27 protein-coding genes are annotated in these 23,452 nt (G+C 66.9%); 14 read left to right on the forward strand and 13 right to left on the reverse strand.

Annotated features, from left to right (window positions below; translation table 11 throughout):
• Positions 1-35: 35 nt before the first annotated feature.
• Together AKG07_RS04755 and AKG07_RS04760 are read right to left on the reverse strand one after the other, a co-directional pair.
• On the reverse strand, positions 36-860 hold the full coding sequence (locus AKG07_RS04755; protein ID WP_053096345.1) for a flagellin N-terminal helical domain-containing protein: 825 nt from the start codon (positions 858-860) through the stop codon (positions 36-38).
• Between the two features lie 117 nt (positions 861-977).
• A complete protein-coding gene (locus AKG07_RS04760) occupies positions 978-1,835 on the reverse strand; it encodes a sigma-70 family RNA polymerase sigma factor (RefSeq protein WP_445928298.1) in 858 nt (285 codons plus the stop codon).
• Between the two features lie 217 nt (positions 1,836-2,052).
• On the opposite strand from AKG07_RS04760, the gene AKG07_RS04765 reads away from it, so the two are divergent.
• The 3 genes from AKG07_RS04765 (at position 2,053) to AKG07_RS04775 (ending at position 4,783) form a co-directional block, all read left to right on the forward strand.
• On the forward strand, positions 2,053-2,934 hold the full coding sequence (locus tag AKG07_RS04765) for a manganese catalase family protein (protein ID WP_053099135.1): 882 nt from the start codon (positions 2,053-2,055) through the stop codon (positions 2,932-2,934).
• A 131-nt stretch (positions 2,935-3,065) separates the two neighbouring features.
• A complete protein-coding gene (locus AKG07_RS04770; protein WP_053096347.1) occupies positions 3,066-4,214 on the forward strand; it encodes a zinc-dependent alcohol dehydrogenase in 1,149 nt (382 codons plus the stop codon).
• Between the two features lie 2 nt (positions 4,215-4,216).
• Positions 4,217-4,783 carry a hypothetical protein gene (locus AKG07_RS04775; protein WP_053096348.1) on the forward strand — a complete coding sequence of 189 codons (567 nt, stop codon included), beginning with the start codon at positions 4,217-4,219 and terminating at the stop codon, positions 4,781-4,783.
• Between the two features lie 24 nt (positions 4,784-4,807).
• Here AKG07_RS04775 and AKG07_RS04780 read toward each other — a convergent pair whose 3' ends face one another.
• Together AKG07_RS04780 and AKG07_RS04785 are read right to left on the reverse strand one after the other, a co-directional pair.
• Positions 4,808-5,560 carry an MBL fold metallo-hydrolase gene (locus tag AKG07_RS04780; protein WP_053096349.1) on the reverse strand — a complete coding sequence of 251 codons (753 nt, stop codon included), beginning with the start codon at positions 5,558-5,560 and terminating at the stop codon, positions 4,808-4,810.
• 90 nt (positions 5,561-5,650) lie between these two features.
• Positions 5,651-6,421 (reverse strand): alpha/beta fold hydrolase, encoded by a 771-nt coding sequence (locus tag AKG07_RS04785; RefSeq protein WP_233277327.1) that lies wholly within the window; start codon positions 6,419-6,421, stop codon positions 5,651-5,653.
• A gap of 171 nt (positions 6,422-6,592) precedes the next feature.
• On the opposite strand from AKG07_RS04785, the gene AKG07_RS04790 reads away from it, so the two are divergent.
• On the forward strand, positions 6,593-7,129 hold the full coding sequence (locus AKG07_RS04790; protein WP_150115074.1) for an MmyB family transcriptional regulator: 537 nt from the start codon (positions 6,593-6,595) through the stop codon (positions 7,127-7,129).
• Here AKG07_RS04790 and AKG07_RS04795 read toward each other — a convergent pair.
• The gene (locus AKG07_RS04795; RefSeq protein ID WP_171821919.1) at positions 7,105-7,902 is read right to left on the reverse strand and encodes an MmyB family transcriptional regulator; all 798 of its coding nucleotides are present in this window, start codon (positions 7,900-7,902) and stop codon (positions 7,105-7,107) included. The genes AKG07_RS04790 and AKG07_RS04795 overlap by 25 nt on opposite strands.
• Between AKG07_RS04795 and AKG07_RS04800 the strand changes: the two genes are divergently transcribed.
• The 4 genes from AKG07_RS04800 (at position 7,873) to AKG07_RS04815 (ending at position 10,356) form a co-directional block, all read left to right on the forward strand.
• Positions 7,873-8,586 carry an alpha/beta hydrolase gene (locus tag AKG07_RS04800; RefSeq protein ID WP_053096352.1) on the forward strand — a complete coding sequence of 238 codons (714 nt, stop codon included), beginning with the start codon at positions 7,873-7,875 and terminating at the stop codon, positions 8,584-8,586. The genes AKG07_RS04795 and AKG07_RS04800 overlap by 30 nt on opposite strands.
• Before the next feature lie 170 nt (positions 8,587-8,756).
• Positions 8,757-9,347, forward strand: a complete 591-nt coding sequence (locus AKG07_RS04805) for a sulfite oxidase-like oxidoreductase (protein ID WP_053096353.1) — start codon at positions 8,757-8,759, stop codon at positions 9,345-9,347.
• Positions 9,344-10,069: a ferredoxin reductase gene (locus tag AKG07_RS04810; protein WP_053096354.1), complete on the forward strand. Its 726-nt coding sequence runs from the start codon at positions 9,344-9,346 to the stop codon at positions 10,067-10,069. Before AKG07_RS04805 ends, AKG07_RS04810 begins: the two co-directional genes overlap by 4 nt.
• Positions 10,069-10,356 (forward strand): DUF6510 family protein, encoded by a 288-nt coding sequence (locus AKG07_RS04815; protein ID WP_053096355.1) that lies wholly within the window; start codon positions 10,069-10,071, stop codon positions 10,354-10,356. The genes AKG07_RS04810 and AKG07_RS04815 overlap by 1 nt, the downstream gene beginning before the upstream one ends.
• Positions 10,357-10,375: 19 nt before the next feature.
• Here AKG07_RS04815 and AKG07_RS04820 read toward each other — a convergent pair whose 3' ends face one another.
• The 3 genes from AKG07_RS04820 to AKG07_RS04830 all read right to left on the reverse strand — a co-directional run bounded on the left by AKG07_RS04820 (position 10,376) and on the right by AKG07_RS04830 (position 12,258).
• Complete coding sequence (locus tag AKG07_RS04820; RefSeq protein ID WP_053096356.1) at positions 10,376-10,723, reverse strand: hypothetical protein; 348 nt, start codon at positions 10,721-10,723, stop codon at positions 10,376-10,378.
• A 102-nt stretch (positions 10,724-10,825) separates the two neighbouring features.
• A complete protein-coding gene (locus tag AKG07_RS04825; protein ID WP_053096357.1) occupies positions 10,826-11,554 on the reverse strand; it encodes a GAF and ANTAR domain-containing protein in 729 nt (242 codons plus the stop codon).
• Complete coding sequence (locus AKG07_RS04830; protein ID WP_053096358.1) at positions 11,551-12,258, reverse strand: GAF and ANTAR domain-containing protein; 708 nt, start codon at positions 12,256-12,258, stop codon at positions 11,551-11,553. Before AKG07_RS04830 ends, AKG07_RS04825 begins: the two co-directional genes overlap by 4 nt.
• A gap of 131 nt (positions 12,259-12,389) precedes the next feature.
• Here AKG07_RS04830 and AKG07_RS04835 point away from each other — a divergent pair, with 131 nt between their 5' ends.
• From AKG07_RS04835 to AKG07_RS04860, 6 genes are all read left to right on the forward strand, one after another.
• Positions 12,390-13,319 (forward strand): carbohydrate ABC transporter permease, encoded by a 930-nt coding sequence (locus AKG07_RS04835; RefSeq protein WP_053096359.1) that lies wholly within the window; start codon positions 12,390-12,392, stop codon positions 13,317-13,319.
• Positions 13,319-14,278, forward strand: coding sequence for a carbohydrate ABC transporter permease (locus AKG07_RS04840; protein ID WP_053096360.1), 960 nt, complete (start codon positions 13,319-13,321; stop codon positions 14,276-14,278). The genes AKG07_RS04835 and AKG07_RS04840 overlap by 1 nt, the downstream gene beginning before the upstream one ends.
• A 50-nt stretch (positions 14,279-14,328) precedes the next feature.
• On the forward strand, positions 14,329-15,690 hold the full coding sequence (locus AKG07_RS04845) for an ABC transporter substrate-binding protein (protein ID WP_053096361.1): 1,362 nt from the start codon (positions 14,329-14,331) through the stop codon (positions 15,688-15,690).
• A gap of 93 nt (positions 15,691-15,783) precedes the next feature.
• Entirely contained in the window at positions 15,784-16,005 is a 222-nt protein-coding gene (locus tag AKG07_RS04850; RefSeq protein ID WP_053099137.1) for a hypothetical protein, read from the forward strand.
• Positions 16,002-17,144 (forward strand): baeRF2 domain-containing protein, encoded by a 1,143-nt coding sequence (locus tag AKG07_RS04855; RefSeq protein WP_053096362.1) that lies wholly within the window; start codon positions 16,002-16,004, stop codon positions 17,142-17,144. The genes AKG07_RS04850 and AKG07_RS04855 overlap by 4 nt, the downstream gene beginning before the upstream one ends.
• A complete protein-coding gene (locus AKG07_RS04860; RefSeq protein ID WP_053096363.1) occupies positions 17,134-17,937 on the forward strand; it encodes an SDR family oxidoreductase in 804 nt (267 codons plus the stop codon). The genes AKG07_RS04855 and AKG07_RS04860 overlap by 11 nt, the downstream gene beginning before the upstream one ends.
• 13 nt (positions 17,938-17,950) lie before the next feature.
• Here AKG07_RS04860 and AKG07_RS04865 read toward each other — a convergent pair whose 3' ends face one another.
• The 5 genes from AKG07_RS04865 to AKG07_RS04880 form a co-directional block, all read right to left on the reverse strand.
• Positions 17,951-18,280 (reverse strand): hypothetical protein, encoded by a 330-nt coding sequence (locus tag AKG07_RS04865; protein ID WP_201778471.1) that lies wholly within the window; start codon positions 18,278-18,280, stop codon positions 17,951-17,953.
• Positions 18,281-18,370: 90 nt separating this feature from the next.
• Entirely contained in the window at positions 18,371-19,048 is a 678-nt protein-coding gene (locus AKG07_RS04870; protein WP_053099138.1) for a DUF6766 family protein, read from the reverse strand.
• Positions 19,049-19,192: 144 nt separating this feature from the next.
• Positions 19,193-21,571, reverse strand: a complete 2,379-nt coding sequence (locus tag AKG07_RS04875; RefSeq protein WP_053096364.1) for a glycoside hydrolase family 65 protein — start codon at positions 21,569-21,571, stop codon at positions 19,193-19,195.
• Positions 21,572-21,671: 100 nt separating this feature from the next.
• Positions 21,672-21,806, reverse strand: a complete 135-nt coding sequence (locus tag AKG07_RS17425) for a methionine/alanine import family NSS transporter small subunit (protein ID WP_082297825.1) — start codon at positions 21,804-21,806, stop codon at positions 21,672-21,674.
• Entirely contained in the window at positions 21,803-23,440 is a 1,638-nt protein-coding gene (locus AKG07_RS04880) for a sodium-dependent transporter (protein ID WP_053099140.1), read from the reverse strand. Before AKG07_RS04880 ends, AKG07_RS17425 begins: the two co-directional genes overlap by 4 nt.
• Between the last annotated feature and the right edge of the window lie 12 nt (positions 23,441-23,452).

The following is a 23,452-nucleotide window of genomic DNA, read 5'->3' on the forward strand; positions in this document are numbered from 1 at the left end:
CGCCCGGGCGCCCTGTGCGCCTCAGGCGCAGCGACTCAACGGAGAAGCTGCAGGACGCCCTGGCCCGACTGGTTCGCCTGAGCGAGCATGGCGGTGCCGGCCTGCTGCAGGATGTTCGAGGCGGTGTACTTGACCATCTCGGCGGCCATGTCGGTGTCCGCGATGCGGCTCTTCGCTGCGGCGAGGTTCTCGGCCGAGACCTGCAGCGAGTTGATCGTCGACTCGAAGCGGTTCTGCACCGCACCGAGACCCGCACGAGCGGTCGAGACGGCCGTGATCTCGTCATCGATCGCGCCGATCGAGGTGAGTGCGTTGGCCGCGGTGTCGACCGTCAGAGCGCCGATCGTGGCGCCCAGGCCCGAGAAGTCGGTCAGCGTGACGCCGATCTGGTCCTCGGCGGCCTCGGAGCCTGCGCCGACCTGGAACGTCAGGGTGTTCGCGCTGTCGAGCAGCTTGATCCCGTTGAAGTTCGTGCTGGCGGCGACGCGGGTGAGCTCCTCGCCCAGCGAGTCGATCTCGGTCTTGATGGCGTCGCGCGACTCGGTGTTGTTCGAGTCGTTGCCGGCCTGGACCGCGAGGTCGCGGACACGCTGCAGGATCGAGTGGACCTCGGTGAGCGCGCCTTCTGCGGTCTGGATGACCGAGATGCCGTCCTGAGCGTTGCGGGCTGCGACGTTCAGACCGTTGACCTGCGAACGCAGGCCCTCGGAGATGGCGAGGCCGGCGGCGTCATCGGCTGCGCGGTTGATGCGCAGACCGCTCGAGAGCTTCTCGAGCGACTTCGAGACGTCGTTCTGGTTGACAGAGAGGTTGCGGTACGCGTTGAGTGCACCGACGTTGGTTGCGATCTGGAGACCCATGAGAATTCCTCCGTGGTTATGGGGCTGGACGCGGGCCCATCCGTGGGCCTGCACAACCGATATTCGCGACATCGGCCGCTGGCGTAACCACGGATCCGGAAGATTCCACGGGTCGCGTCACACGGCGGCGAGGAGCTCGCTCGACCGGTCGCGGATCTCGGCGCGGACGGGCCCGAAGAGCGCCTCGAAGAACTCGGCCCTGGCTTTGGTCGATCGGTCACCCGTCGTGCCGTTCTCCCAGGCCTCCATGGCCTCGCGCATCAGTTCGAGTCCGCGCGAGCGCAGCTTCGACACGTAGGCATGACTGACGGCGAGCTCTTCGGCGATGTCCTTCACCATGCGGTCTTCGAGATAGATGCCGCGCACGACCTGCTGCATCGCCGTGGGCAGAGCGTCGACCACTCGGTTCATCATCGCTCGCGTCTCGGACTGCTCGACGGCGTGCTCGGGGAGGATGACGCTGTCGGTGAGGTCGACCGCCTGTCGGCCGGTCTCGGCGTCGAAGTGCTCCTCGAAGCTGATCGCGGTGCGCACCATCTCGTCGAGCTTCATCATCTCCGAGACGACCTCGGCGGTGAGCCCCGACTCCCGCACGAGCTCCGCCGTGCTCGCGGCTCGGCCGGTGCGGGCGAGCACCGTCTCGGCGGCGACTCTCACGCGCTCGATCTTGTCGCGTCCTCTCTCGCCGGCGGGGTCGGCGCGACGCATCTCCGACAGCATCGCCCAGTTGATCTGGCTGCTCGCGAACGCACCGAAAGGAATGCCCCGCGCGGCGTCATACGACATGGCCGCGCGGGCGAGGCCCAGGCGGGCGGCGGAGAGAAGGTCGTCCAGATCGACGTGCGTCGCCGACCGCGCCTTCTCCACAGCCAGGAAAGTGGCGAGCGGCATGTTGTCGCGTGCGAGTTTCTCGGGCGAAGCGGGGGCTTCCTGGGGCTGAGTGGAATCAGCGGAAACAGCAGAACTACTCAGCAATGTGACTCCGTGGCTAGAACAACTGTTTTACGAGTGAAGTTAGCACGAACAACACGTTTATGAGCAGAAAACGCGGAACTCGATCCTCGAGTCGTTCAGTTCTCCGGACCCGGTTCGCGGATTATCCTCGTCGCCCGGCGGTCTGTGAAGCCCTTATCCCGTCGCAGCGAGAACCGGTCTCATGGGCACCCATCACGATCCGACCAGAAAGGCAGCCATGTTCTTCCATCGTCAGGAACTTCAGTTCACCGCCACCCCCGAAGCCCCGGATGCCGTCTACGCCCGAAAGCTCCAGGAGGTCCTGGGCGGCCAGTACGGCGAGATCACGGTCGCCATGCAGTACCAGTTCCAGGCGTGGAACATGCACATCCCCGGCAAGTACCGCGACCTGGTCTTCGGCATCGGTGCCGAAGAGATGGGTCACGTCGAGATGCTCGCGATCATGATCGCGCAGCTGCTCGAGAAGTCGCCGCTCGGAATCACCGAGGATGCCGTCCAGGACGACCCGACGGTCGCCGCGATCATCGGAGGAACCGACGTCCAGCAGGGCATCGTCGCGGGCGCCGGAGCGCGACCCGTCGACAGCAACGGCAACCCGTGGCAGGGCTCGTACATCACATCGAGCGGGAATCTGCTCGCCGACTTCACCGCCAACGCGAACGCCGAGATGCAGGGCCGCGTGCAGGTCGCCCGGCTGTACCACATGACCGACGATCACGGAGTGCGCGATCTTCTGAGCTTCCTGCTCGCGAGGGACACCATGCACCAGAACCAGTGGCTCGCCGCCGTCGAGGAGCTCAAGGCCGAAGGCGCCGAAATCCTTCCCGTCCCGAGCAACTTCCCGCTGTCGAAGGAGCACCGCGACGTCTCGTACCAGTACTTGAACTTCAGCGACGGCCCCGCCGCCGCAGAGGGCAGCTGGGCGAGCGGACCCACTCCTGACGGCCACGGCGAGTTCAGCTATCACGAGGGTCCGACGACCACCGCGCCGATGCCTCCGCCCACGCACCCCGACTCGCGCTTCTACGGCACGACGGAGCTGCCCAACGTCGTCGAGAAGGTGGCGGGAGCGGTTCAGGACATGACGAACAAGGAGTGAGGCCACGACGTCCGGTCGGGGTCGGCGCTGGGGGCCGACCCGACCGGCGGGGAGCCGACGGATAACCCGATAAGCGAGTCGAAGGAGCGCACGACCATGACCACACTGCACCGACAGACGGAGGCACCGAGATGAAGGCGATGGCCTACCGCGGCCCGTACAAGGTGCGGGTCGAAGAGAAACCGGAGCCACGCATCCAGCACCCGAACGACGCGATCGTCCGGGTGACGAGGGCAGCCATCTGCGGTTCTGACCTGCACCTGTTCCACGGCATGATGCCGGACACGCGCATCGGTCACACCTTCGGGCATGAGATCGTCGGCGTCGTCGAAGAGGTGGGCTCCTCGGTCCAGACGTTGCAGCGCGGCGATCGGGTCATGGTTCCCTTCAACATCTACTGCGGCTCGTGCTTCTTCTGCAGTCGCGGGCTCTTCTCGAACTGCCACAACGTGAATCCGAACGCGACCGCGGTCGGCGGGATCTACGGCTACTCGCACAGCACGGGAGGATACGACGGCGGTCAGGCGGAGTTCGTGCGCGTCCCGTTCGCCGACGTGGGCCCGTCCGTCATCCCCGACTGGCTGAGTTCGGAGGACGCCCTCCTGCTGACCGACGCGTTCTCGACCGGGTACTTCGGTGCCCAGCTCGGCGAGATCGCTCCGCTCGACACGGTCGTCGTCTTCGGCGCGGGTCCAGTCGGCCTGGCGGCCGCGCGTTCGGCGTGGTTCCTCGGCGCGGGACGCGTGATCGTCGTCGACCACATCGATTACCGACTCGAGAAAGCGCGCACGTTCGCCCACGCCGAGACCATCCATCTCGCCGAGGCGCGAGATATCGTGCTCGCGCTGAAGAAGGCGACGGGCTATCTGGGGGCCGACGTCGTGATCGACGCCGTGGGCGCAGAAGCGGACGGCAGCGTCGTCCAGCACGTCACCGGCGCGAAGCTGAAGCTCCAGGGCGGGTCACCCGTCGCACTCAACTGGGCCATCGACTCCGTGCGCAAGGGCGGCACCGTCTCGGTCATCGGTGCCTACGGCCCGCTCACCTCGGCTGTTCGCATGGGCGATGTCGTGAACAAGGGGCTCACCCTCCGCGCGAATCAGGCTCCGGTCAAGCGCCAGTGGCCACGGCTGCTCGAACATATCCGGGACGGCCATGTGCGCCCGTCGGAGCTTCTCACCCACCGGTTCCCGTTGGAGCACATCGCGGAGGCCTATCACGTGTTCTCCGCCAAGCTGGACGACTGCGTCAAACCGCTCGTGGTCGTCGGAGAGGAGTGATCATGCCTTACACGGCCGATCGTCCGGGCCTCGCGCCCTCCGCGGACGAGCTGCGCGAGCGGATCCCCGGGTGGGGCGCCGATCTCGACCCTGAGCACCGCAGAACCTGGGACCAGCGGGATGACCTTCCGGACACGGGGGCTCGGTGGACGTTCCCCGAGCGTCAGGACGAAGACCCCCGGCGGGAGAAGTCGATCGAGCATTCGATGCTCCCTCCCGTGTTCGGCACCGCCCAGCCGCTGCACGGGGTCTCCGGCGTGATCCGTCGATTCGCGTACGACCGGTTCAGTGAGACGAAGAACACCCGGTGGCTGCTGCTCGTGCTCGGCGACCGGATCGATGCCGTCACCGCTCACGCCAGGTCCTTCCTCACGACCCGGCCGGACGATCCCGTGACCCTGACCGGTGTGACCTCCGAACCGCGCCACCGCCCGATCGCATCTCGATTCGGACGCGGACGCCGCGATCTGCGGCACGCCTGGCTCGACCCCATCATCGTCGCGGGGCCGTGGATCCTCACCGTCGCGGCGGCGGCGGCAGCGGTGCAGCGCGCCCGTCGATCGCGCTGAGCGCTGATGGCGCGGCGCCCGTCTTCAGTGGGCGCCGCGTCGTGCGGCTTCCGCGACCGCCGCCGCGATCCCGTCTCGCCAGGGGCCGCCGTGTCCGGGCAGCACGAGCTGAGCCGACGTCTCGGCGAGTGTGTCGAGCGAGGCGAGCGCCCGTGCGGTGTCGGCGGTCGCGGCGCGCGCGATGATCTGGGGACCTGCCTCGCCGGTGTAGGGATCGAGGGTCACGAGCGCGTCGCCCGAGAGCAGGATCCCCTGCTCCTCGAAGAACACGGCGCAGTGCCCTGCCGTGTGACCGGGAGTCCAGAGCGCGGTCGGCGCACCGGGGGCATCCACGGGCTGCCCGTGGTGGATCCGACCGAGGGCGTCCACGCCGCGCACGCCGAGCGCCCCGTGCGCCGCCATCCGAGCGATCACGGGGATGCCGCGCGGGTGCGAGAGCAGATACGGCACCCGCGGACTCGCGGGTCGATAGCTGTACGGATGCCGGGCGAGGCGCGCGTCCGCGGAATGCACGAGCACCGTCGCCCCGTGAGCGCGGATGCTCGAGGCGACTCCGACGTGATCGAAGTGCCCGTGGGTGAGGATGACCGCGTCGATGTCCGACTCGCGGGCGCCCAGGTGTTCGAGCAGCGCGTGCAGCGGTCGTCGACTGCCGGGCAGTCCGGCGTCGACGAGCGTGAGCCCATCGACTGTCTTGATCAGGTAGCAGTTCACCTCGGCGACCGATACGCAGAAGAAGCCGGGTGCCACCTCGGTGAAGGATCGAGTGCGATTCATGCGGCCACGCTACGAATCCCGACTCTTGTCGGAGACGGTCTTGACATCGCGCTGATCGAAGGAGCACTATCGGCGCGGCGACTCCGGCGGTCACCCCGATCGCGATCCCGGAGTCGGTTCCAGAATGCTGTCTGCAACCGCATCCGGCGCAGATCGCTGTACGACGTGATGTCTGCCGGGAATCGCGACGATGTCCGCGTCGCGGGCGCTCGACACGAGGCGATCGCACCACGCGGCACCGGCGATCGGGTCCTTCGCTCCGCGGAGGACGAGCAGCGGCACGGTGAGACTCCCAACCCGATCCTCGGTGGGATAACGCAGCATATGGGCAGCCTGTCGCAGATACCAGCGCGGGCCGCACCTCACGTAGTCGCTGAAGACGATGACGTTCGTGGCCGGGGTCTCCCCCAACGTGTCGACAGCCAGCGCACGCGCCTGTGCGCCGAGGCTGCGATGTGCGTCGTCGACGACCGGCCCGATCGCGACCACTCGGGCGATCCGCGCCGGATGGCGAACCGCGGTCTCGACTGCCCACTGGACTCCCATCGAGTGGCCGACGAGAACCACCGGGCCGCTGCTCACTGCGACCACCAGCTCTCCGATGGCGTCGGCCATCTCTTCGATCGTGATGTCGTGACCGGGCTTGGGGAGCCCCCCGAACCCCGGCAGGTCGAGGGACACGACGCGAACCGACCGAGCGAGCACGTGGTGCAGTCGCGCGAAGTAGCGGTGAGACATCCCGATGCCGTGGATCAGCACGATCGTCTCGGTCGCGTCATCCGCCCGGCTCTCGATCACGCGGAACCGCATCCCGCGCACGGTCAGCGTGCGTTCGGATCCGAGTGGAGTATGACGGCTCACTCGACACCTTTCCCATGCGACACGACTGGCTGGCGGCGGACTATGAGAAGACACGATAATCGCAGCCCCTGACTCGGCGGGGCCTGCAGGGCATTGTGCACGCCTGGACGCCCCGTGGCAGGCCTTGAGAGGGACCCTGTGGGGCCCGAGGCCGAAGGTATCGTGGCCGTCATGGATCGCGAGACAGCAATGGAGCACTCCGGATCACCATCACCCCAGATCACGGTGGTCGTGAACCGTCATCTGGATGTCGTGTCGACGACGCCTCTGGCGATGGCCCTGACGGCCGCGTTCACCGTCGGAAACAACCTCGCGCGGTCATTCTTCCTGAATCCCGAAGCGGCCGAGACGCTGGGGCGTTGGAGTGAGATCGCCGGACAGGTCGCCGGCCTGCTGCGCGCGAACCTCGTCCAATTCGGACAGGACCCCCGCTTCGCGCACCTGATCCGCGAGCTCGGGGCGCACAGCCAGGAATTCAGGGAGCAGTGGGCGCGGACCGAGCTCGATGAGTGCCCCGCCTCGCAGCTCATCGACGTGTTACACCCGATGACAGGACGGCAGCAGTACGAGGCGCGGATATCGGCGGATGGCAGCGACCACAGAGTGCTGCTGTGGATTCCCGCCGACGACTCTTCGGCGGCCGCAGTGCGCGAACTGTGGTCACGCACCCGACAGGTGCCCGCTCAGCGGATCGACTCGGCGAGGTAGCGGATGGCCGCCGCGGCAGGCGAGCCCGGTGGATCCGCGAACAGCACGAGATAGGTGTCAGTATTGGGCACCTGCAAGTGCTGCCAGGAGACGGTCACGACTCCGAACGGCTCGATCCTGTGCTGGGTGGTGTCGAAGCTGAGATCCGCGACCTCGTGCCGTGCCCAGATCCCCGGAAAGTCGGCATCCTGAATAAGCAGGTTCGCGAGGAGTTCCCGAAAACGGGGATCGTTCGGATTGCTCCGCAGACGGAATGACGCCACAAGCCTTTCGGCCAGACTCCTCCAGGTCTCACCGACCCGGTCCCGCGCGCCGGCACTGAAAGTGGCCAGGAGGAGATTCCGTCCCGGCTGCATCGAAGCCGGCTGGAGAGCCTGCGCGAGGGGGTTGGCAGCGAGTACGTCCTGGTTGCCGTCGACGACGACTGCGGGCACGTCCTGCAGTGTTCGCAGAAGCGCTGTGACGGACTCCGGGATCTTCTGGGAGGCAGGTGATCGCTCCATCGCAGACGGACTCCACCCGCTGTTCAACCGCAGCAGATACGTCGTGGCGGCGTCGTCCAGCTTCAGCGCCTGGGCGAGCGCCAGCAGCACCTGCGCAGACGGCTGGTGGTCATGGCCGCGTTCGAGCCGCACGTAGTACTCCGGGTTGATCCTTGCGAGTGCCGCCACTTCTTCGCGGCGAAGCCCGACAGGATCGGCCGCCGAACCTAGCGTCATAACCACCACCCCCGAAAGGAAATCATGTCGAACCTCACCATCGTCCTCGTCCACGGCGCATTCGCCGACGCCGCGAGCTTCGAGCCCGTCACTCGCGGTCTTCTCGATCTCGGCCATGAGGTCGTCGTCCCCGCCGTCCCCAACCGCAGTCTGCTCGGCGACTCGGCGTACATCCGCTCTGTCGTCGAGAAGATCGAGGGGCCCGTCCTCCTGGTCGGCCACTCGTACGGTGGCGCAGTGATCACGGTCGCCGGTGCTGCGGACAACGTCGTGGGGCTGGTCTACCTCTCGGGCTACGCACTCGAAGAAGGCGAGAGCCTCGGCCAGCTGCAGGGCGGGTTCCCCGACTCCGAGCTGGCCGCCAACCTCGTCTACACTCCGTTCCCGAACCCCGGCGCTGAGGACGGCACGGACGTCTCGGTCAAGGTCGAGGCTTTCCCGCACGTCTTCGCTGCCGGCATCGACCCCGCCATCTCCGAGGTCCTCGCCGTCGCACAGCGCCCCCTCGCAGCCCTTGCGTTCAGCGAGGCCGCACCGGTCGCTGCGTGGAAGACCAAGCCTGCCTTCGGCATCGTGTCCGCTGCCGACCACACCATCAACCCGGACGTCGAGCGCTTCGGCTACACCCGCGGCAACTTCCGTCGCGTCATCGAACTCGACGCACCGCACCTCGTGATGCGTGCCCTCCCCCAGGACGTCATCCAGTTCATCGTCGAGGCGGCTGCCGAGGTCGTCTGACCTCTCGAGGGCGGAGACGCCGTCCGGCGCTCTCCGCCCTCGAATGGTGCGACACCGCGCCCCACGGTCCTAGAATCGGGGCGACCCGCGCGTGCCGCGTTCGACACCTGCAGGAGGCGTCCGCCCGTTCAATCGGGTGGAATGAGTGGGACCAACGAAAGAAGGCGATCATGGCTGTGATCTCCCGCGGCTTCGGCGCCCGGCGACGCGAGTCGGATGACCGGCTCCCCCCGGGTCAGTACCTCACCGAGGACTTCCCGGTGCTCTCGGCCGGACCAACACCCCGAGTCGCGACCGACACCTGGGAGTTCGCGGTCGTCGGGCTCGACGGCATTCGCCGCACCTGGTCGTGGGATGAGCTGCAGGCGCTCCCGATCGATACGATCACCACCGACATCCACTGCGTGACGCGGTGGTCGAAGCTGGGCACGCAGTGGCGCGGAGTCTCGCTCGATCATCTGCTGCAGGATGCCGGAGACGGCGACTTCACCCGGGTCTTCTCCTACGGCGGGTACACGACGAATGTTCCCCGCGCCGACCTGACCGGCGGCAAGGCGTGGATCGCATTCGAGTTCGAGGGCGAGCCGCTCGCCGCAGAGCACGGCGGCCCCGCCCGGCTCCTCGTCCCCCACCTCTACTTCTGGAAATCCGCGAAGTGGGTCCACGGCCTGGATCTTCTCGAGAACGACGAACCGGGGTTCTGGGAGCAGAACGGATACAACATGTACGGCGACCCGTGGAAAGAGGAGCGTTACTGGTGACCTCGTCGTCGCTGTGGCTTGTCGCCAGCGTCATCGAGGTCCGACGAGCCGCACCCCATGGCCGCGTGCTCTCCCTCCGGGTCGACGGGTGGCCGGGGAATCTCGCCGGACAGCACGTCGATGTGCGTTTGACCGCTGAGGACGGCTATCAGGCCGTGCGGTCGTACTCGCTCGCATCGTCCGGAGAGGGTGACGTGCTCGAGCTGGCCGTCGACGAGGTGCCGGATGGCGAGGTCTCTCCGTATCTCGTCGAGGACGTCCGGCCCGGCGACGAGCTGGAGGTCCGCGGTCCGATCGGCGCCTACTTCGTGTGGACCCCAGCCCAGCCCGAGCCCGTTCAGCTCATCGCCGGCGGTTCAGGGATAGTGCCACTCCTCGCGATGGCCCGGGAGCATGCGCGCTCGGCCAGCTCCGCACCGATGCGGCTCCTGTACGCGGTGCGTTCCGCGGACGACGCTTTCTACGCGGCCGAACTGGGCGATCTCGCCGACGACGCCTTCAGCGTCGACTGGGCGTACAGCCGCTCGGCACCGGTCGGCTTCGCTCGCCCCGCGGGCAGGGTGGATGCCGCGACGCTCGAGGCCTCGACCATCCCCGCCGCCCAGCGCCCCTCGGTATACGTCTGCGGGCCGACCGGCTTCGTCGAGGCGGTCGCCGATCTGCTCGTCGCGGCGGGGCATCCGCCCGACCGCATCCGTACCGAGCGTTTCGGAGGTGCCTGATGGACGCTGCCCACCCCGGCCATCGCACGAGAGTCGACGGCAACGCCGCTGGCGGGATCCTGATCGAAGTGTTCGGCAGGGACATGACCGGTGCTCGGGCCACCTGCACGCGCTGCGATCGCAAGGCCGTGCTCGGCGACGCCGTCGCAGAACTGGATCCGGCCGGCGTGATCCTCTTGTGTCGCGGATGCGGACACACCCTGTTGACCTGTATTCAGATCGACAGGCGCTACTCGCTCGATGTCGGCACTCTCTCCCGCCTGGAGTGGGCCTCCGACGGCGACTAGCTCGCTCGCGTACGCGGACTCAGACCAGGTCCGATTCGCACTCCGGGTCGAACACCTCCGGCACGTCAGCGGAGTCGAATGCGCTCGTCGCAGTCGGCGTGAGCGCGTGCGCGCGAGCCCGGATCCCGACGGCTGCCTTGTCGTCGTCCTCGATCTGCGGTGAAAGTTCCGCATGCACAACGGCGATCGGCAACATGGCGCCTAGCGTCACCCGCACACTCGACCGCCCGCCCGCGGGGCCGACGACGGGGATCTCCACGACATCCGATCGCCGCTCCTCCGCCAGGGCCTTCCAGTACTCCAGCACCGCGTCTGCGGTCGCGTCGCCGGTCAGGTAGGTGCCGACCTGGGTGATGAGGGACTTCATGATCACTCCCGGAACTGTTGACGGTTGCATTTCGCTACCGGGTCCGGGGCAGCGATTCCACGCTAGGCCCGTTCGTCCGCGAGGTCGACCCCCCTTGCGTTTTCAGGCTTCAGGTGGTTCAAGCCTGATGTCGCGGCGCACGATGCGCTCAGCCACCTCGCTCAGACGCAGGCCGTGATCACGGGCGAAGGTGCGCATGAGCGTGAAGGCGTCGGGGATCGACACCCCCGCCGTGAACGAGACCACGCCCTTGGCCTGCTCGATCATCACTCGGCTGTTCAGTGCGGTCTGCAGCTGGGACGAGAGCGATTCCTGCTCTCGGAGGCTCCGCTCGTGCAGGATCCCGATCGTTGCCACATCGGCGAACGCTCGCGCCGCGGAGAGGTCTTCCGCGGGCGGCGACCCGGTGTCGGATCGGAGAAGGTTGAGGGTGCCGATCGTCGTGTTCCGCAGCCGCATCGGTATCGCCTCGATGGCCGCGAAGCCGTTCTCCAGCGCCGCCTGGCGGAACACCGGCCACTTCCCTGAACCGGCGGCGATGTCGGGAACCGACACCGCCGTCCCCGTCACGAAGCACTCGATGCAGGGCCCTGCCTCCGCACCGAGTTGAATCACCTCGACGAGTTCCGTCGCCTCGCTCGTGGATGCGACGAGTTCGAGATCACCCGCGGTGTCGGCGAGAAGGATGCCGGCGTCACTCGCGTCCAGCAGCTCCTGGCACGCATCCACGAGTGTCTGCAGCAGGTCCACGACGTCGTAGTCGTCGACCATCGTGTCCGCGAGCGTGGCGAAGAGCTCCAGCAGCCGAGCTTCGCGCGTGGGCGCGGTCATGACCCCGCCTCGATTCCGCCTGACGTGCGCGAGAAGCGGAGAGTACCGTCGACCACCGCCTGCGCGACCTCCATGACGCGCTGCCCGGTCGAGAATGCCCGCGCCTGAAGCATGAGCAGCGCGTCGTCCGGACCGATGTCGAGTTGCGCGAGGACGATCCCCGTCGCCTGGTGCACGGTTCTCCGAGAGTAGATCCCCGTCTGCGCGTCGTTGTCCGCGAAGCCCGACAGAGCGTCCCTCAGCACATGCCGGCTCACCACGTCGGCCATAGCGCGCGCCTGAGTGCACTCGCCCGGGGTGAGAGCGACCGGCTCTGCCGAGTAGAGATCGACCGCCCCCATCTTTATCTCGCCGACCGACAGCGGGAAGGCGAACATCGACGCGACCTCCGCGTCGTCTTCCACAGCCGAGGCAAAGGCGGGCCACCGAGAGACGCCGCGGTGCCGGAAGTCGGGCTCGAGGACAGCGGCAGAGGTGCGCATGGCCTCCCAGCACGGGCCTTCACCGAGGTCGAATTGGAGCTCATCCAGGCGTGCCGCCACGTCGTCGGTCGCGGAGATCGTCTCGCTCCCGAGCACGTCCCCTACGGTCGAGACCGCGGCACCCGTGACCGGGAACCGATCGAGGAAGAAACCACTGAGCGCGTCCAGCTGACGACCGGAGCGCTCCAGATCGTTCAGCGCATCGTCGAATGACTCACTCATAGTGCTCTTCACGATACCGCCAGCCGACGGGCGGCGCGATGGAGGCACCTATGAAGTCCGAGAGTTGCACAACAACCGTTCGGTGACAAGCCCCGCGCCTGTTTCTCCCCGCGCGTCTAGCTTCTCCTCTCATGAAGACGGCACACCGGCAGCGACGGCAGCGCGATCCGTACAACAGGCGTGAGGTCCTGGCCGGATACCTGTTCATCTCGCCATGGATCCTGGGATTCCTGATCTTCACGGCGGGTGCGATGGCGTACAGCCTCTACATCTCGTTCAGCAACTACAACCTCGCCACCAACTCGGCGCGTCCGATCGGCATCGCCAACTACGCCGAGCTCTTCGACGACCCTCGGGTGGGGCTCTCGCTCGCCAACACGCTGTTCTACGTCGTGATGGCCGTGCCTCTCGAGATCATCTTCGCGCTCGTCCTCGCACTCTTGCTCAATCGGGTGGGCCGCGGCGCCGGCTTCTTCCGGGTGCTCTACTACCTGCCCAAGATGACCCCCGCCGTCGCCACGGCCGCCGTCTTCTTCCTCCTGCTCAACGGCAACTCGGGGGCGATCAACCAGTTCCTCCGCGTGTTCGGCATCTCGGGACCGCAGTGGCTGGTCGACCCGGCATGGGTCAAACCGAGCATCGTCATCATGACGCTCTGGACGGTCGCCGGAACGATGGTCATCTTCCTCGCCGCGCTCAAGAATGTGGCGATCGAGCTCTACGAGGTGGCGTCGCTCGACGGGGCCGGGCCCATCCGCCGGTTCTTCTCGATCACTCTGCCGATGATCTCGGGAGCCATGTTCTTCAACGTCATCGTCCTCTCGATCGCGGCCTTCCAGATCTTCGACCAGGCCTATCTGCTGTTCTGGCGAGATCAGAGCAACGCCTCCCCCGAGGCGTCGCTGTTCTATGCCATCTACCTGTTCCAGCAGGCCTTCCGCCAGTTCGACTTCGGCTTCGCGGCCGCGATGGCCTGGCTGCTGTTCGTGATCATCATGCTGATCACGCTCATCCAGGTGAAGGTCGGCAACCGCTTCGTCTACTACGAGGGAGACCGCTGATGTCGACGACGATCCGACCTGTCCCGCTCACCCCGCCTCCCGGACCGGAACCCCGCACCGACACGGTCTCGGTCACGACCCCGGGGCAGCCGCGCAGACGTCGACGCCTCGCTCGACCGAAGAGTCTGGTCGCACGCATCCTGCTCACGATCGTTCTGATCGGCTTCGGCCTGCTGTTCCTCTACCCCTTCATCTGGTTGATCGCCGCGAGCCTGAAGCCCCGGGGAGAGGTGTTCGACAACAGTCTCTTCCCGCGCACGTTCGTTCCCGAGAACTACATCGAGGTGTGGAATCAGCTGCCATTGCTGAGCTGGGTGTGGAACAGCGTCGCCATCGCCCTGCTCGCTGCGGGTACCGTCGCCATCTCGAGCTCGATCGTGGCCTTCGGGTTCGCCTACTTCCGATTCCCGGGCCGCAAGCTGCTGTTCGGACTGGTGCTGGCGACGATGATGTTGCCGGGAGCGGTGACGATGATTCCGGTCTACCTCATCTGGAAGCAGACCGGCATGCTCGGCACCTGGGTTCCGCTGTGGGGCATGAACCTGTTCGGCTCCGCCTTCTACATCTTCCTGCAGCGCCAGTTCTTCCTCGGACTTCCCCGAGAGCTGTTCGAGGCCGCGCGACTCGACGGAGCGAGCGCCTGGGGCCTGTTCTGGCGCATCGCGATGCCGCTCTCGATCCCGTCGTTCGTGATCGTGTTCCTCTTCGAGTTCCAGGCCAGCTGGAACAACCTGCAGGCTTCGCTGATCTACCTCAACGCCGGGTCCGTCGACGAGTTCACCGCGCCTCTCGGCATCGCCTACGCGATGACGAAGTACAGCCCGACGGCCGGTGGTCACGGCGACTACCAGTACGTGATGGTGGCATCGCTCATCGTGACCCTGCCGATGCTGCTGCTCTTCGCCTTCGGCCAGCGGTATTTCATCGAGGGCGTCGCGACGCAGGGGCGCAAGGGCTGATCCCTATCTCGCAGGGCGGGTATCCGCCCCCCACATGAATGGAGAACGACATGAAGACACGAATCCTCGGAGCCGCCGCAGCCGTGACGGCATCCGCTCTGCTGCTCAGCGGGTGCGGCGGGGGAAGCGGCGAGAGCGCCGCAGAGTCGGTCGACTTCGGCGCGGACGCCACCGGAACCCTGAAGGCCTGGGGTTTCGAGAACGCCGATGATGTCGGCACCTCGCGCATGGACTATGCCGCCGAGCAGCTCTCGGACGTCGAGGTCGACCTCGACGCCACGGCGTTCGACGCTCAGAAGTTCACCACCCGCATCGCGAGCGGCGATGTGCCCGATGTCGTGCAGATGGACCGACGCTACGTCACGACGTATGCGGCACAGGACCTGATCATGCCGTTGGACGCGTGCTTCGAGGCGCACGACGTCTCGCCGCGCGATCACTGGTATCCCTTCGTCGTCGACGATGTGACGTACGAGGACGGCGTGTGGGCCGTGCCGCAGTTCTACCAGCCGCCGGCGATCCTGCTGAACAAGGCGGTGCTCGCCGAGGCCGGTGTCTCGGCCGAGGAGTTCGACACGTCGAAGCCGGATGCCCTGATGGGAGCGATCGAGAAGATCTACCAGGAGTCGGGAGGAGTGCCGACCCGCCTGGGCTTCGACCCGGTCGCGACCGGCCAGGGCGGGCTCTGGGTGCTGGCGATGGGCGGGCAGCTCAACGATGAAGAAGGGGCTCCCACGCTCGACGATCCGAGCAACGTCGCCGGGCTGGAGATGCTGAAAGAGATCACGGACGCCCAGGGCGGATTCGCGTCGGTGAAGAGCTTCACCGACTCCTTCGACACCTTCGGCGACAACAACCAGTATGTGGCGGGACAGGTCGGCGGTCAGGTCAACGCCCAGTGGTACCCCAACGTGCTCTCCCCGTATGTCGACCAGCTCGAGCTCGAAGCGGTCCCGTTCCGCTCATCGGACGGCGAGCCTTTCTCGGTCGCGTCAGGCACGGCGTTCGTGATCCCGGTCGGTGCGGAGAACCCCGCAGCTGCCTGCGCATGGATGGTGGAACTCACCTCCGACGAGGCCTGGAACGCGGCTGGCGAGGCGCGCGCCGAGGTCCGCGAGCAGGACGGCGGCATCAACACCGGCCTCTTCACCGGGTCGCCGGCATCTGACCAGGAGATCCGCGATCAGTGGGTCACCGAGAGCGGCAACGCCGGATTCGATCAGGTGATCTCGACCTACTACGACGTCGTCGAGTACGGAGAGTCATTCGGCTCGTCGCCCGCCGGTCAGGAGATCCAGAACGAGCTCAACAACGCCATCACTGCGGCGCTGCTCGGCGACAAGTCCATCGAGGATGCCCTGGCTGACGCGCAGGACGCGGCGATGCGCGCATACGAGAAGACGGCCGGCTAGCGCCGCATTCGATCCGCGTCAACCCGTTCGCCGGCCTTCTCCCACGATCGTAGCGTCGGCGGAATCCGAACCGAATCCGAAGAGGAGAACATGATGTCCGACATCCAGCGGGGCAACACCACACACGGTCCCGAGCTCGACGAGCAGATGAAGCAGGAGACCAGAGGGATGGTCCAGGGCCATGGCAGGCCCCATGCCGAGCCGTTCCGAGAGACGGAGCCGCTGCCCGATGACACCGACGACGAGGCGGTCCAGCGCAGCTTCGAGAGCGACCCGCTCGATCCCGACCTCCACGATGGCGAGGACTCGCCATGACCCGCGACACTCTCACGGCTCTCCTCCAGCGGCCGGGCGCCTGGACGAGCGTGTACGTCGATGGCACCGGGGCCGATCCTCAGGTCGAAGAGGAGGCGCGTCGACGGGCCGTGCGCGAAAGGTTGATCGAGAGCGGCGCTCCGGACGACGACGCGCGGGCCGTCGAGCAGGCTCTCGCGCAGAGCAAAGGGTTTCCCAGCCCGTCGGCACGAGTGCTGCTGGCGTCCGGCGGTGATGTGGTGCTCGACGAGGGCTTCGTCGGGCCCCGGCTGGGCCCTGAGCGGCTCTCGCACAGCGCGTTGCCATCCGTGCTGCCGTTGCTGCGCCACCAGAGCGCCGCCGCCCGCTACATCGTCGTCGAGACCAGCCGCGCGAGCGCGGAGATTCGACTCGAGCGGGCCGGCGGCGGGGCGGAGGCGCGGTTCGATATCGATGGCAGCACGCAGGACATGACCAAGGTGCAGGCGGGTGGCGGACTGCAGTCGGCCTTCCACAGGTACGCCGAGACGACCTGGAAGCGCAATCAGGACGAAGTCGCCGGCGCCGTGACCGATCTCATTCGCGAGGAGCATCCGGCCTTCGTCGTCGTGTCCGGCGACGTCCGGGCCAAGCAGCTCCTCAGAGATGCGCTCGACGAGACCGCGCGAGACCTGCTGGTCATGGTCGACGGGAACACCCTCGCCGACGGTGCCGACACCGACGAGCTCGATTCCGCGATCGCTCGGGCCTGTGCGCGCCATGCTGTGGCCACAGTCGCCGATGTGCGCACCCGAGCCTCGATCGATGACGGGAGTGCAGGGGCCGTCGGCGTCGCTGAGGTCACAGCGGCGCTGCAGCAGGCACGCGTCGACACACTGCTTCTCGACAATCGGATGCTCGACGACGAGCGCACTCTGCTGGCGCTCGACGCCGCGCCGTGGGTGGCGACGGACGAGTCCGAGCGGCTCGCGGCAGGAGTGATCGGCAGGATTCCGATCGCCGAAGCTCTGGCGCGGGCAGCCGTGCTGACCGATGCCCGTGTGGTCATCGAAGAAGACGAACCGCTGGCCGACGACGAGCCGCGCGAGAACCGAGCAGTCAGGGATCCCGAGGCTGCGTTGCGCTGGACCGAATCACGAGGAGACGACGATGGACACTGACCACGCACCCCGCAGGGCGATCGTCACGGCCGGCGATTCGGGAATCGGCCGCGCCACGGCGGTGGCGCTCGCCACCGCCGGGATGGACGTGGCGATCACGTGGCATTCCGATCAGGCGGGCGCCGAGCAGACCGCCGAAGAGGTGCGCACCCACGGAGCGCGGGCGATCACGGGGCAGCTCGACGTCGCCGACATCCCCGCGTGCGGCGACGTGATCGACGGCCTGATCGCGGAACTGGGCGGCCTCGACGTCTTCGTGAACAACGCGGGGACCGGGACGTCGACTCCGTTCCTCGACCTCTCGTTGGATGACTGGAAGCACGTCATCGACACCGACCTCACCGGCGCCTTCGTCTGCCTGCAGCGCGCCGCGCGCGCGATGGTCGCGGCGGGCAACGGCGGCCGCCTGATCGCCGTGACCAGCGTGCATGCGCATCAGCCGATGGTCGGTTCGAGCGCGTACGACGCCGCGAAGCACGGACTCGATGGACTGATGAAGAACCTCGCCCTCGAGCTGGGCTCGGCGGGGATCAGCGCGGTCAGCGTCGCCCCCGGCGAGATCGCGACCCCGATGACCGGGCAGACGGATGTGGATCCTCACACGCAGGACCGCCCCGGCATCCCGCTGGGACGCCCGGGGGACGCACGCGAGGTCGCCGCGCTGATCGCCTTCCTCGCGTCGCCGCCGGCCGCCTACATCTCCGGAGCATCGGTGGTGATCGACGGAGGGATGCTGCAGATGGGGCCGCAGGCCGGCGCGAGCATCGAGTCGCACGAGTGGCGCAAGGCCTGAGCCCCACGCGCGGCTAGATCTCCTCAGTGCTCTCGAGGATCCACGGGGGCTCCGTCTCGGTCACGACGGTGGAGCGCGACGACGCGATGCGGTCGCGCATCTCCTGCACGGGCTCCCAGTTGTCCGGCTCCTCGAGCTGGGAGTTGGTCGACTCGACCATGAGCTCAGTGCTCGGCGTGAGCAGGAAAGACGCGTCGACGATGTTCCCGTCCGGGCTGACGACCCGCAGCGTCACCGTGTCGGCGCTCCCCTCACTCGCCAGCACTCGCGCGTAGTCCATCAGCGTGTCCGCCGCGTCATCACCCACGAGAACCGACTTCTCGGCATACTTCACGTGCTTCATCATCCGCTCCTGTCGATCGGTTTCGCGCCAGGAAACCCTTCCGACTTCGCTGCAGACAGGGGCTTGACGATCGACGCGAGAAGGTCCTCGCTACTCGGACTCGACGCTGCTCACGTGATGCGGCACGCCGACCGGCTTCGACTCGCTCGAGCCGCGCTGCCGCAGATAGATCGAGAAGGCGACCATCGCGCCGACGGCCAGGAACTCCGATTGCCAGTTCTGCAGCGTGCGGTTCCAGAACTCCGCCGAGACGACATAGTCGATCCACGTCTCCGGTGGCAGGCCGTGCTGCGCGTTCTGCTCGTTGGCGACGACATGCCCGGCGAGCGACTGGGCGAGCCACGAGAGCACGAAGATCGTTCCCATCGCGAGCAGAAGCGAGTTGGAGTAGATCCACCCGCGCACTCCATGCACCTTCGCCCAGCGCGGGGAGTCGACATGCGCGTGCTCTCCGACGAGCTGATCGGCGTCCGACCCCACTCCCTCGTCGCCCGGCTTCTTGGACTCAGGTGATCCTCGCTGGATGAACCAGATGGTCGCGAGGATGAAGAGGAAGAACTGCAGGAACTCCGACTGCCAGTTCTCCGCCACATCGACGAGGAAGTCGGAGGAGGTGACGAATTCCAGATACGGAGTGGGCGGCTGACCGTGCTGAGCCAGCTCCTGGTTGTTGTAGGCGTGTCCCGCGATCGACTGCCCGATCAGGCTGAGCGCGAAGATCGCGAGGAAGACGAGGCTGAGTCCCCCGTCTCTGACGAAGCGACGCATCTCGTTCACCTCCCCGTCAGAGGCAGGGCGATCATGGTCGCCAGCCCGACCACGATGATGAGCGTCCATGACCAGAAGGCCATTCGCATCGATGCGCGACCGATGGTTCGATCCGACATGATTGTCTCCTCTCTCTGTGCCACGTCAGCCACTGAACGCTTCGAGCGCCGGTCGGGGCGCTCGTCCTCGAGGCTGCCGTGGCTGCGGCCCCCGCGACTGCAGTGGTGGAATCCCTCTGGTGACGGGATGTCCGGCGTCGAGCGTCACCTGCTCGTCGTAGTGGGTGATGGTGAGCGGGTCGCCCGAGGCGAGCCGATAGGTGGCCTCCGCCTGGCGGACATCGACACGCAGGACGCAGCCGTGGATGCGCACCCCGAACTCGAGCCCGTCGATCTCGGACGGAAGACGCGGGCAGAACCGCAGGCCGCTGTCGCTGTCGCGCATCCCGCCGAAGCCCGCGGTGATGGCCGTCCAGACCCCCGCGAGAGCGGCGACATGGAGCCCCTGACCGGTGTTGCCATGAAGGTCGTCGAGATCGAGAGTCGCGACCTCGGCGAGATAGTCGAGCGCGAGATCCAGGTGACCGACCTCCGCGGCGACCACGGCCTGCGCCGCCGCCGACAGCGATGAATCCCGCACGGTGATCGCCTCGTAGTACTCGAACGCACGCTCCTTCTGCTCCGCGGTGAACGACTCATGCGAGAAGAACAGGGCGAGCACCAGATCGGCCTGCTTCACGACCTGCTTGCGGTAGAGATCGAAGTACGGGAAGTGGTCGTGCAGCAGGTACTCGTCCTGGGCGGTCGACTCGAAGTCCCACCGTTCGAGGTCGGTGTAGCCGGCGGACTGCGGGTGCACGCCCCGTTCGTCATCGAAGGGCACCGTCATCCCTGCGGCAGCGAGTTCCCACCTTGCGATCTCGTCGTCTACGACCTTGAGCTCCGACGCGACCTCCGGATGCCGTCGGGCCGCGGCCGCCGCCCCTTGAAGGTTTTTCCGGGCTGCCAGGTTCGTGAAGACGTTGTCGTTCGCGATGGCCGAGTACTCGTCCGGCCCCGTGACGCCGTCGATGTGGAAGCCTCCGTGCGAGTCCCACCGACCGAGCGAGGCCCAGAGGCGAGCGGTCTCGACCAGGATCTCGAGGCCGGCCTCCCGTTCGAAGTCGATATCGCCCGTCGCCCGCACGTAGTGCAGAACCGCTCCGGCCACATCGGCGTTGATGTGGAACGCGGCCGTGCTGGCAGGCCAGTACCCCGACGACTCTCTGCCGTCGATGGTCCGCCACGGCAATGCGGCACCCTGCAGATGCAGTTGCGCCGCCCTGTCACGAGCGCGATCGAGCACGGAATGTCGCCACCGCAGCGCCTGTTCGGCGGCGTGCGGGAGGGTAGAGGTGAGGACGGGGAGCACGAACGCCTCGAAGTCCCAGAAGGTGTGCCCCTCGTATCCGGAGCCGGTCAGCCCCTTTCCCGGAACGGATCGCAATTCCATGCGGGTGGAGGCCTGGAACACCTGGAAGAGCGCGAAGCGCACGGCCTGCTGCAGCCGTGCCGGTCCGTCGACGCGCACGTCGGCGCACTCCCAGAAGTCGTCCAGCCGCGCCCGTTGATCGGCGACCAGTGCTTCCCATCCGGCCCGCAGCGCGTCGCCGACCGCCGTCTCGGCCCGGTCGCGCAGGGCGGCGGTCGAGAGGTCGGACGAGAATTCATGACCGACGAGCTTGACGATCTCGAGCGTCTCTCCGGCAGCCAGCGATGCGTGAACAGTGGTGCGCGCACGGTCGCCCGTCGCATCGACATCCGTCTCGACGCTCGGCTCGCTCCGGGGAGAACCGCTCACGCGATGGTCCATCGCGACAGCGGTCGTGAGCCCGCTCTTCCTCGTGCGATGTACGAGGGTGGCGGCAGCCGCGTCGGCTGCCGCGGCCACCCCCTCGAGCGGCTCGCTCAGCAGCTCCTGCACCCGGGGGTCGTCGTGCGTGATCGGCAGCGGCTCGTTCGCCAGCAGTTCGGAGATGACGGTGACCTCCGCCGGACCGCCGAGCGCCTGCACACGGTAGTGCACCGCTGCGACGGAGCGGTGCGCGAAGGAGACGATCCTCGTCGACCGGATCCGCACCCGCTGGCCGGTCGGACTGGTCCACTCGACCTCGCGTTCGAGAGTTCCCGCGCGGAAGTCGAGACGACGGGTGTGCGACGTGAGCGATCCACGACGGACGTCGAACGGCTCGTCCCCGACGATCAGCCGGATGAGCTGGCCGTTGGCCGCGTTGATCACGCTCTGCCCGCACTCGGGGTAGCCGTATCCCTCTTCGGCATACGGCATCGGGTGCTCTTCGAAGAGGCCGTTCAGATAGCTTCCCGCGACGCCGCGCGGGTCGCCTTCGTCGAGGTTCCCCCGCCAGCCCACATGACCGTTCGAGAGTCCGAAGACAGACTCCTCATGGGCGAGGTTCTCGACGTCGATGCCGTCGGCACCGATGCTCCACTCGTCGATATCGAATCTCGGCCGCGTCCTGCTCATGGGCTCCTCTTCCGTCGACAGTGCTTCTGGAAGAGAAAGTAGTCAGGATCGAGGAACGTGAGGAGCGGGTTGATTCCCGCTCCCCATGCGGGTAAGACGGTCAGAGCTCGACGGGCGGCGCCGGCTCCGAATCCGCTGCCTCGGGGTGACGAGCGAGGTTCACGACGGCGGCGATGAGGCCACCCCAGATCGTGACCATCGCGATGATCATCATGACGATCGCTGTCGTGGTCATGCGCCCGCTCCCTTCTCCGTCGCGTGCGGTTCCGAGGTCGCGATCAGCGGGATCGACGAGGTCTCGGCATCCGGTTCGTAGTCTTCCTCGGTGAGGAACTCGTCATACTCGGGATCATCCTTGGCGTGGGAGCGACCGCTCCATGGCAGCGCCGAGAGCAGCAGTGCGATCACGACGAGTGCGATGACCATGCCCCATCCGAAGACGGCGAGGAACCATCCCGGATAGCCGCCGTACGGCTCGGAGATCTTCGAGATCAGCTCGGTGACGAGCAGGTACCCGAGCACGAGGGGCGCGAGCGCGCCGACGAGCAGCATCCACACTCGCCCGACCCGGAAGCTCGACCGACGATCGAGGTGGTCGACGAGTGCCGGCAGCTTGTGCAGCAGCCATGCGACCACGATCACCGCGACCAGGGCGACGGCCATGATGCCGAAGGCATTGACGAAGGCGTCAGCGGTATCGAGCACCGACAGCGCGGTGGTCGTCGAGAACAGTGCCAACGAGACGATCGCGAGCGGGATGGACACCGTGAGCGTCGTGCGGATGCGCGCCCAGCCCAGCTTGTCCTGCAGCGCCGCGACGATCACCTCGAGGATCGAGATGAGCGAGGTCACCCCCGCGAAGACCAGCGCTCCGAAGAACAGGACGCCGATGATCGAGCCGCCCGCCGCCTGAGAGACGATCGTGGGGAAGGCGATGAAGGCCAGGCCGATTCCCGACGACGCGACACCGGCCACTTCGGTCCCCTGCGCCTGCGCCATGAAGCCGAGGGCCGCGAACACGCCGATTCCCGCGAGGATCTCGAAGCCGGAGTTCGCGAACGCCACGACCAGACCGGAACCAGTGAGGTCGGTCTTGCGCTTCAGGTACGACGAGTAGGTCACCATGATGCCGAAGGCCACCGACAGCGAGAAGAAGATGTGGCCGTAGGCGGATGCCCAGACGGCCGGGTCGCCCAGCGCTTCCCAGTTGGGGGTGAAGAAGGCGTTCAGCCCGTCCATGGCGCCCGGCAGGAACAGCGACTGCACCACGAGGATCGCGAACATCACCGTGAGCAGAGGCATCAGGATCATGTTCGCCCGGCCGATTCCGCGCTTCACACCCAGCGCCATGATGACGATGACGATCAGCCAGACCGCCACGAGCGGGAGGCCGACCTGCGGCACGAAGTCCGTCGAGATGCCGACCTCGGCGACATCGGCCGAGCGGAGGAAGTCGATGAAGAAGAAGTCGTTCTCGTTGCCCGGCCCCCAGGTCAGCTGCGCCGAGAACCACGTGTACATCGCAGCCCACGCGATGATCACCGCGTAGTAGACCGCGATCACCACGCAGATGAGCACCTGCCACCAGCCGAGCGGCTCGGCCCTGCGGTGCATCCGTCGGAAGGCCAACGGCGCGGAGCCGCGGAATCGGTGGCCGATCGCGTAGTCGAAGAAGAGGAGCGGGATTCCGGCAGTGAGAAGCGCACACAGATACGGGATAAGGAACGCCCCGCCTCCGCCTTCGTACGCCACGTAGGGGAATCTCCAGATGTTCCCCAGCCCGACGGCAGAGCCGATCGCAGAGAGGATGAAGACGTTGCGCGAGCCGAAGGCCTCGCGTTTCGGGGTCTGCGTCGTTGCGGTGGCCATGCGCATGAGGTT

This window comes from Microbacterium sp. CGR1, from assembly GCF_001266755.1.
Taxonomy (GTDB): domain Bacteria; phylum Actinomycetota; class Actinomycetes; order Actinomycetales; family Microbacteriaceae; genus Microbacterium.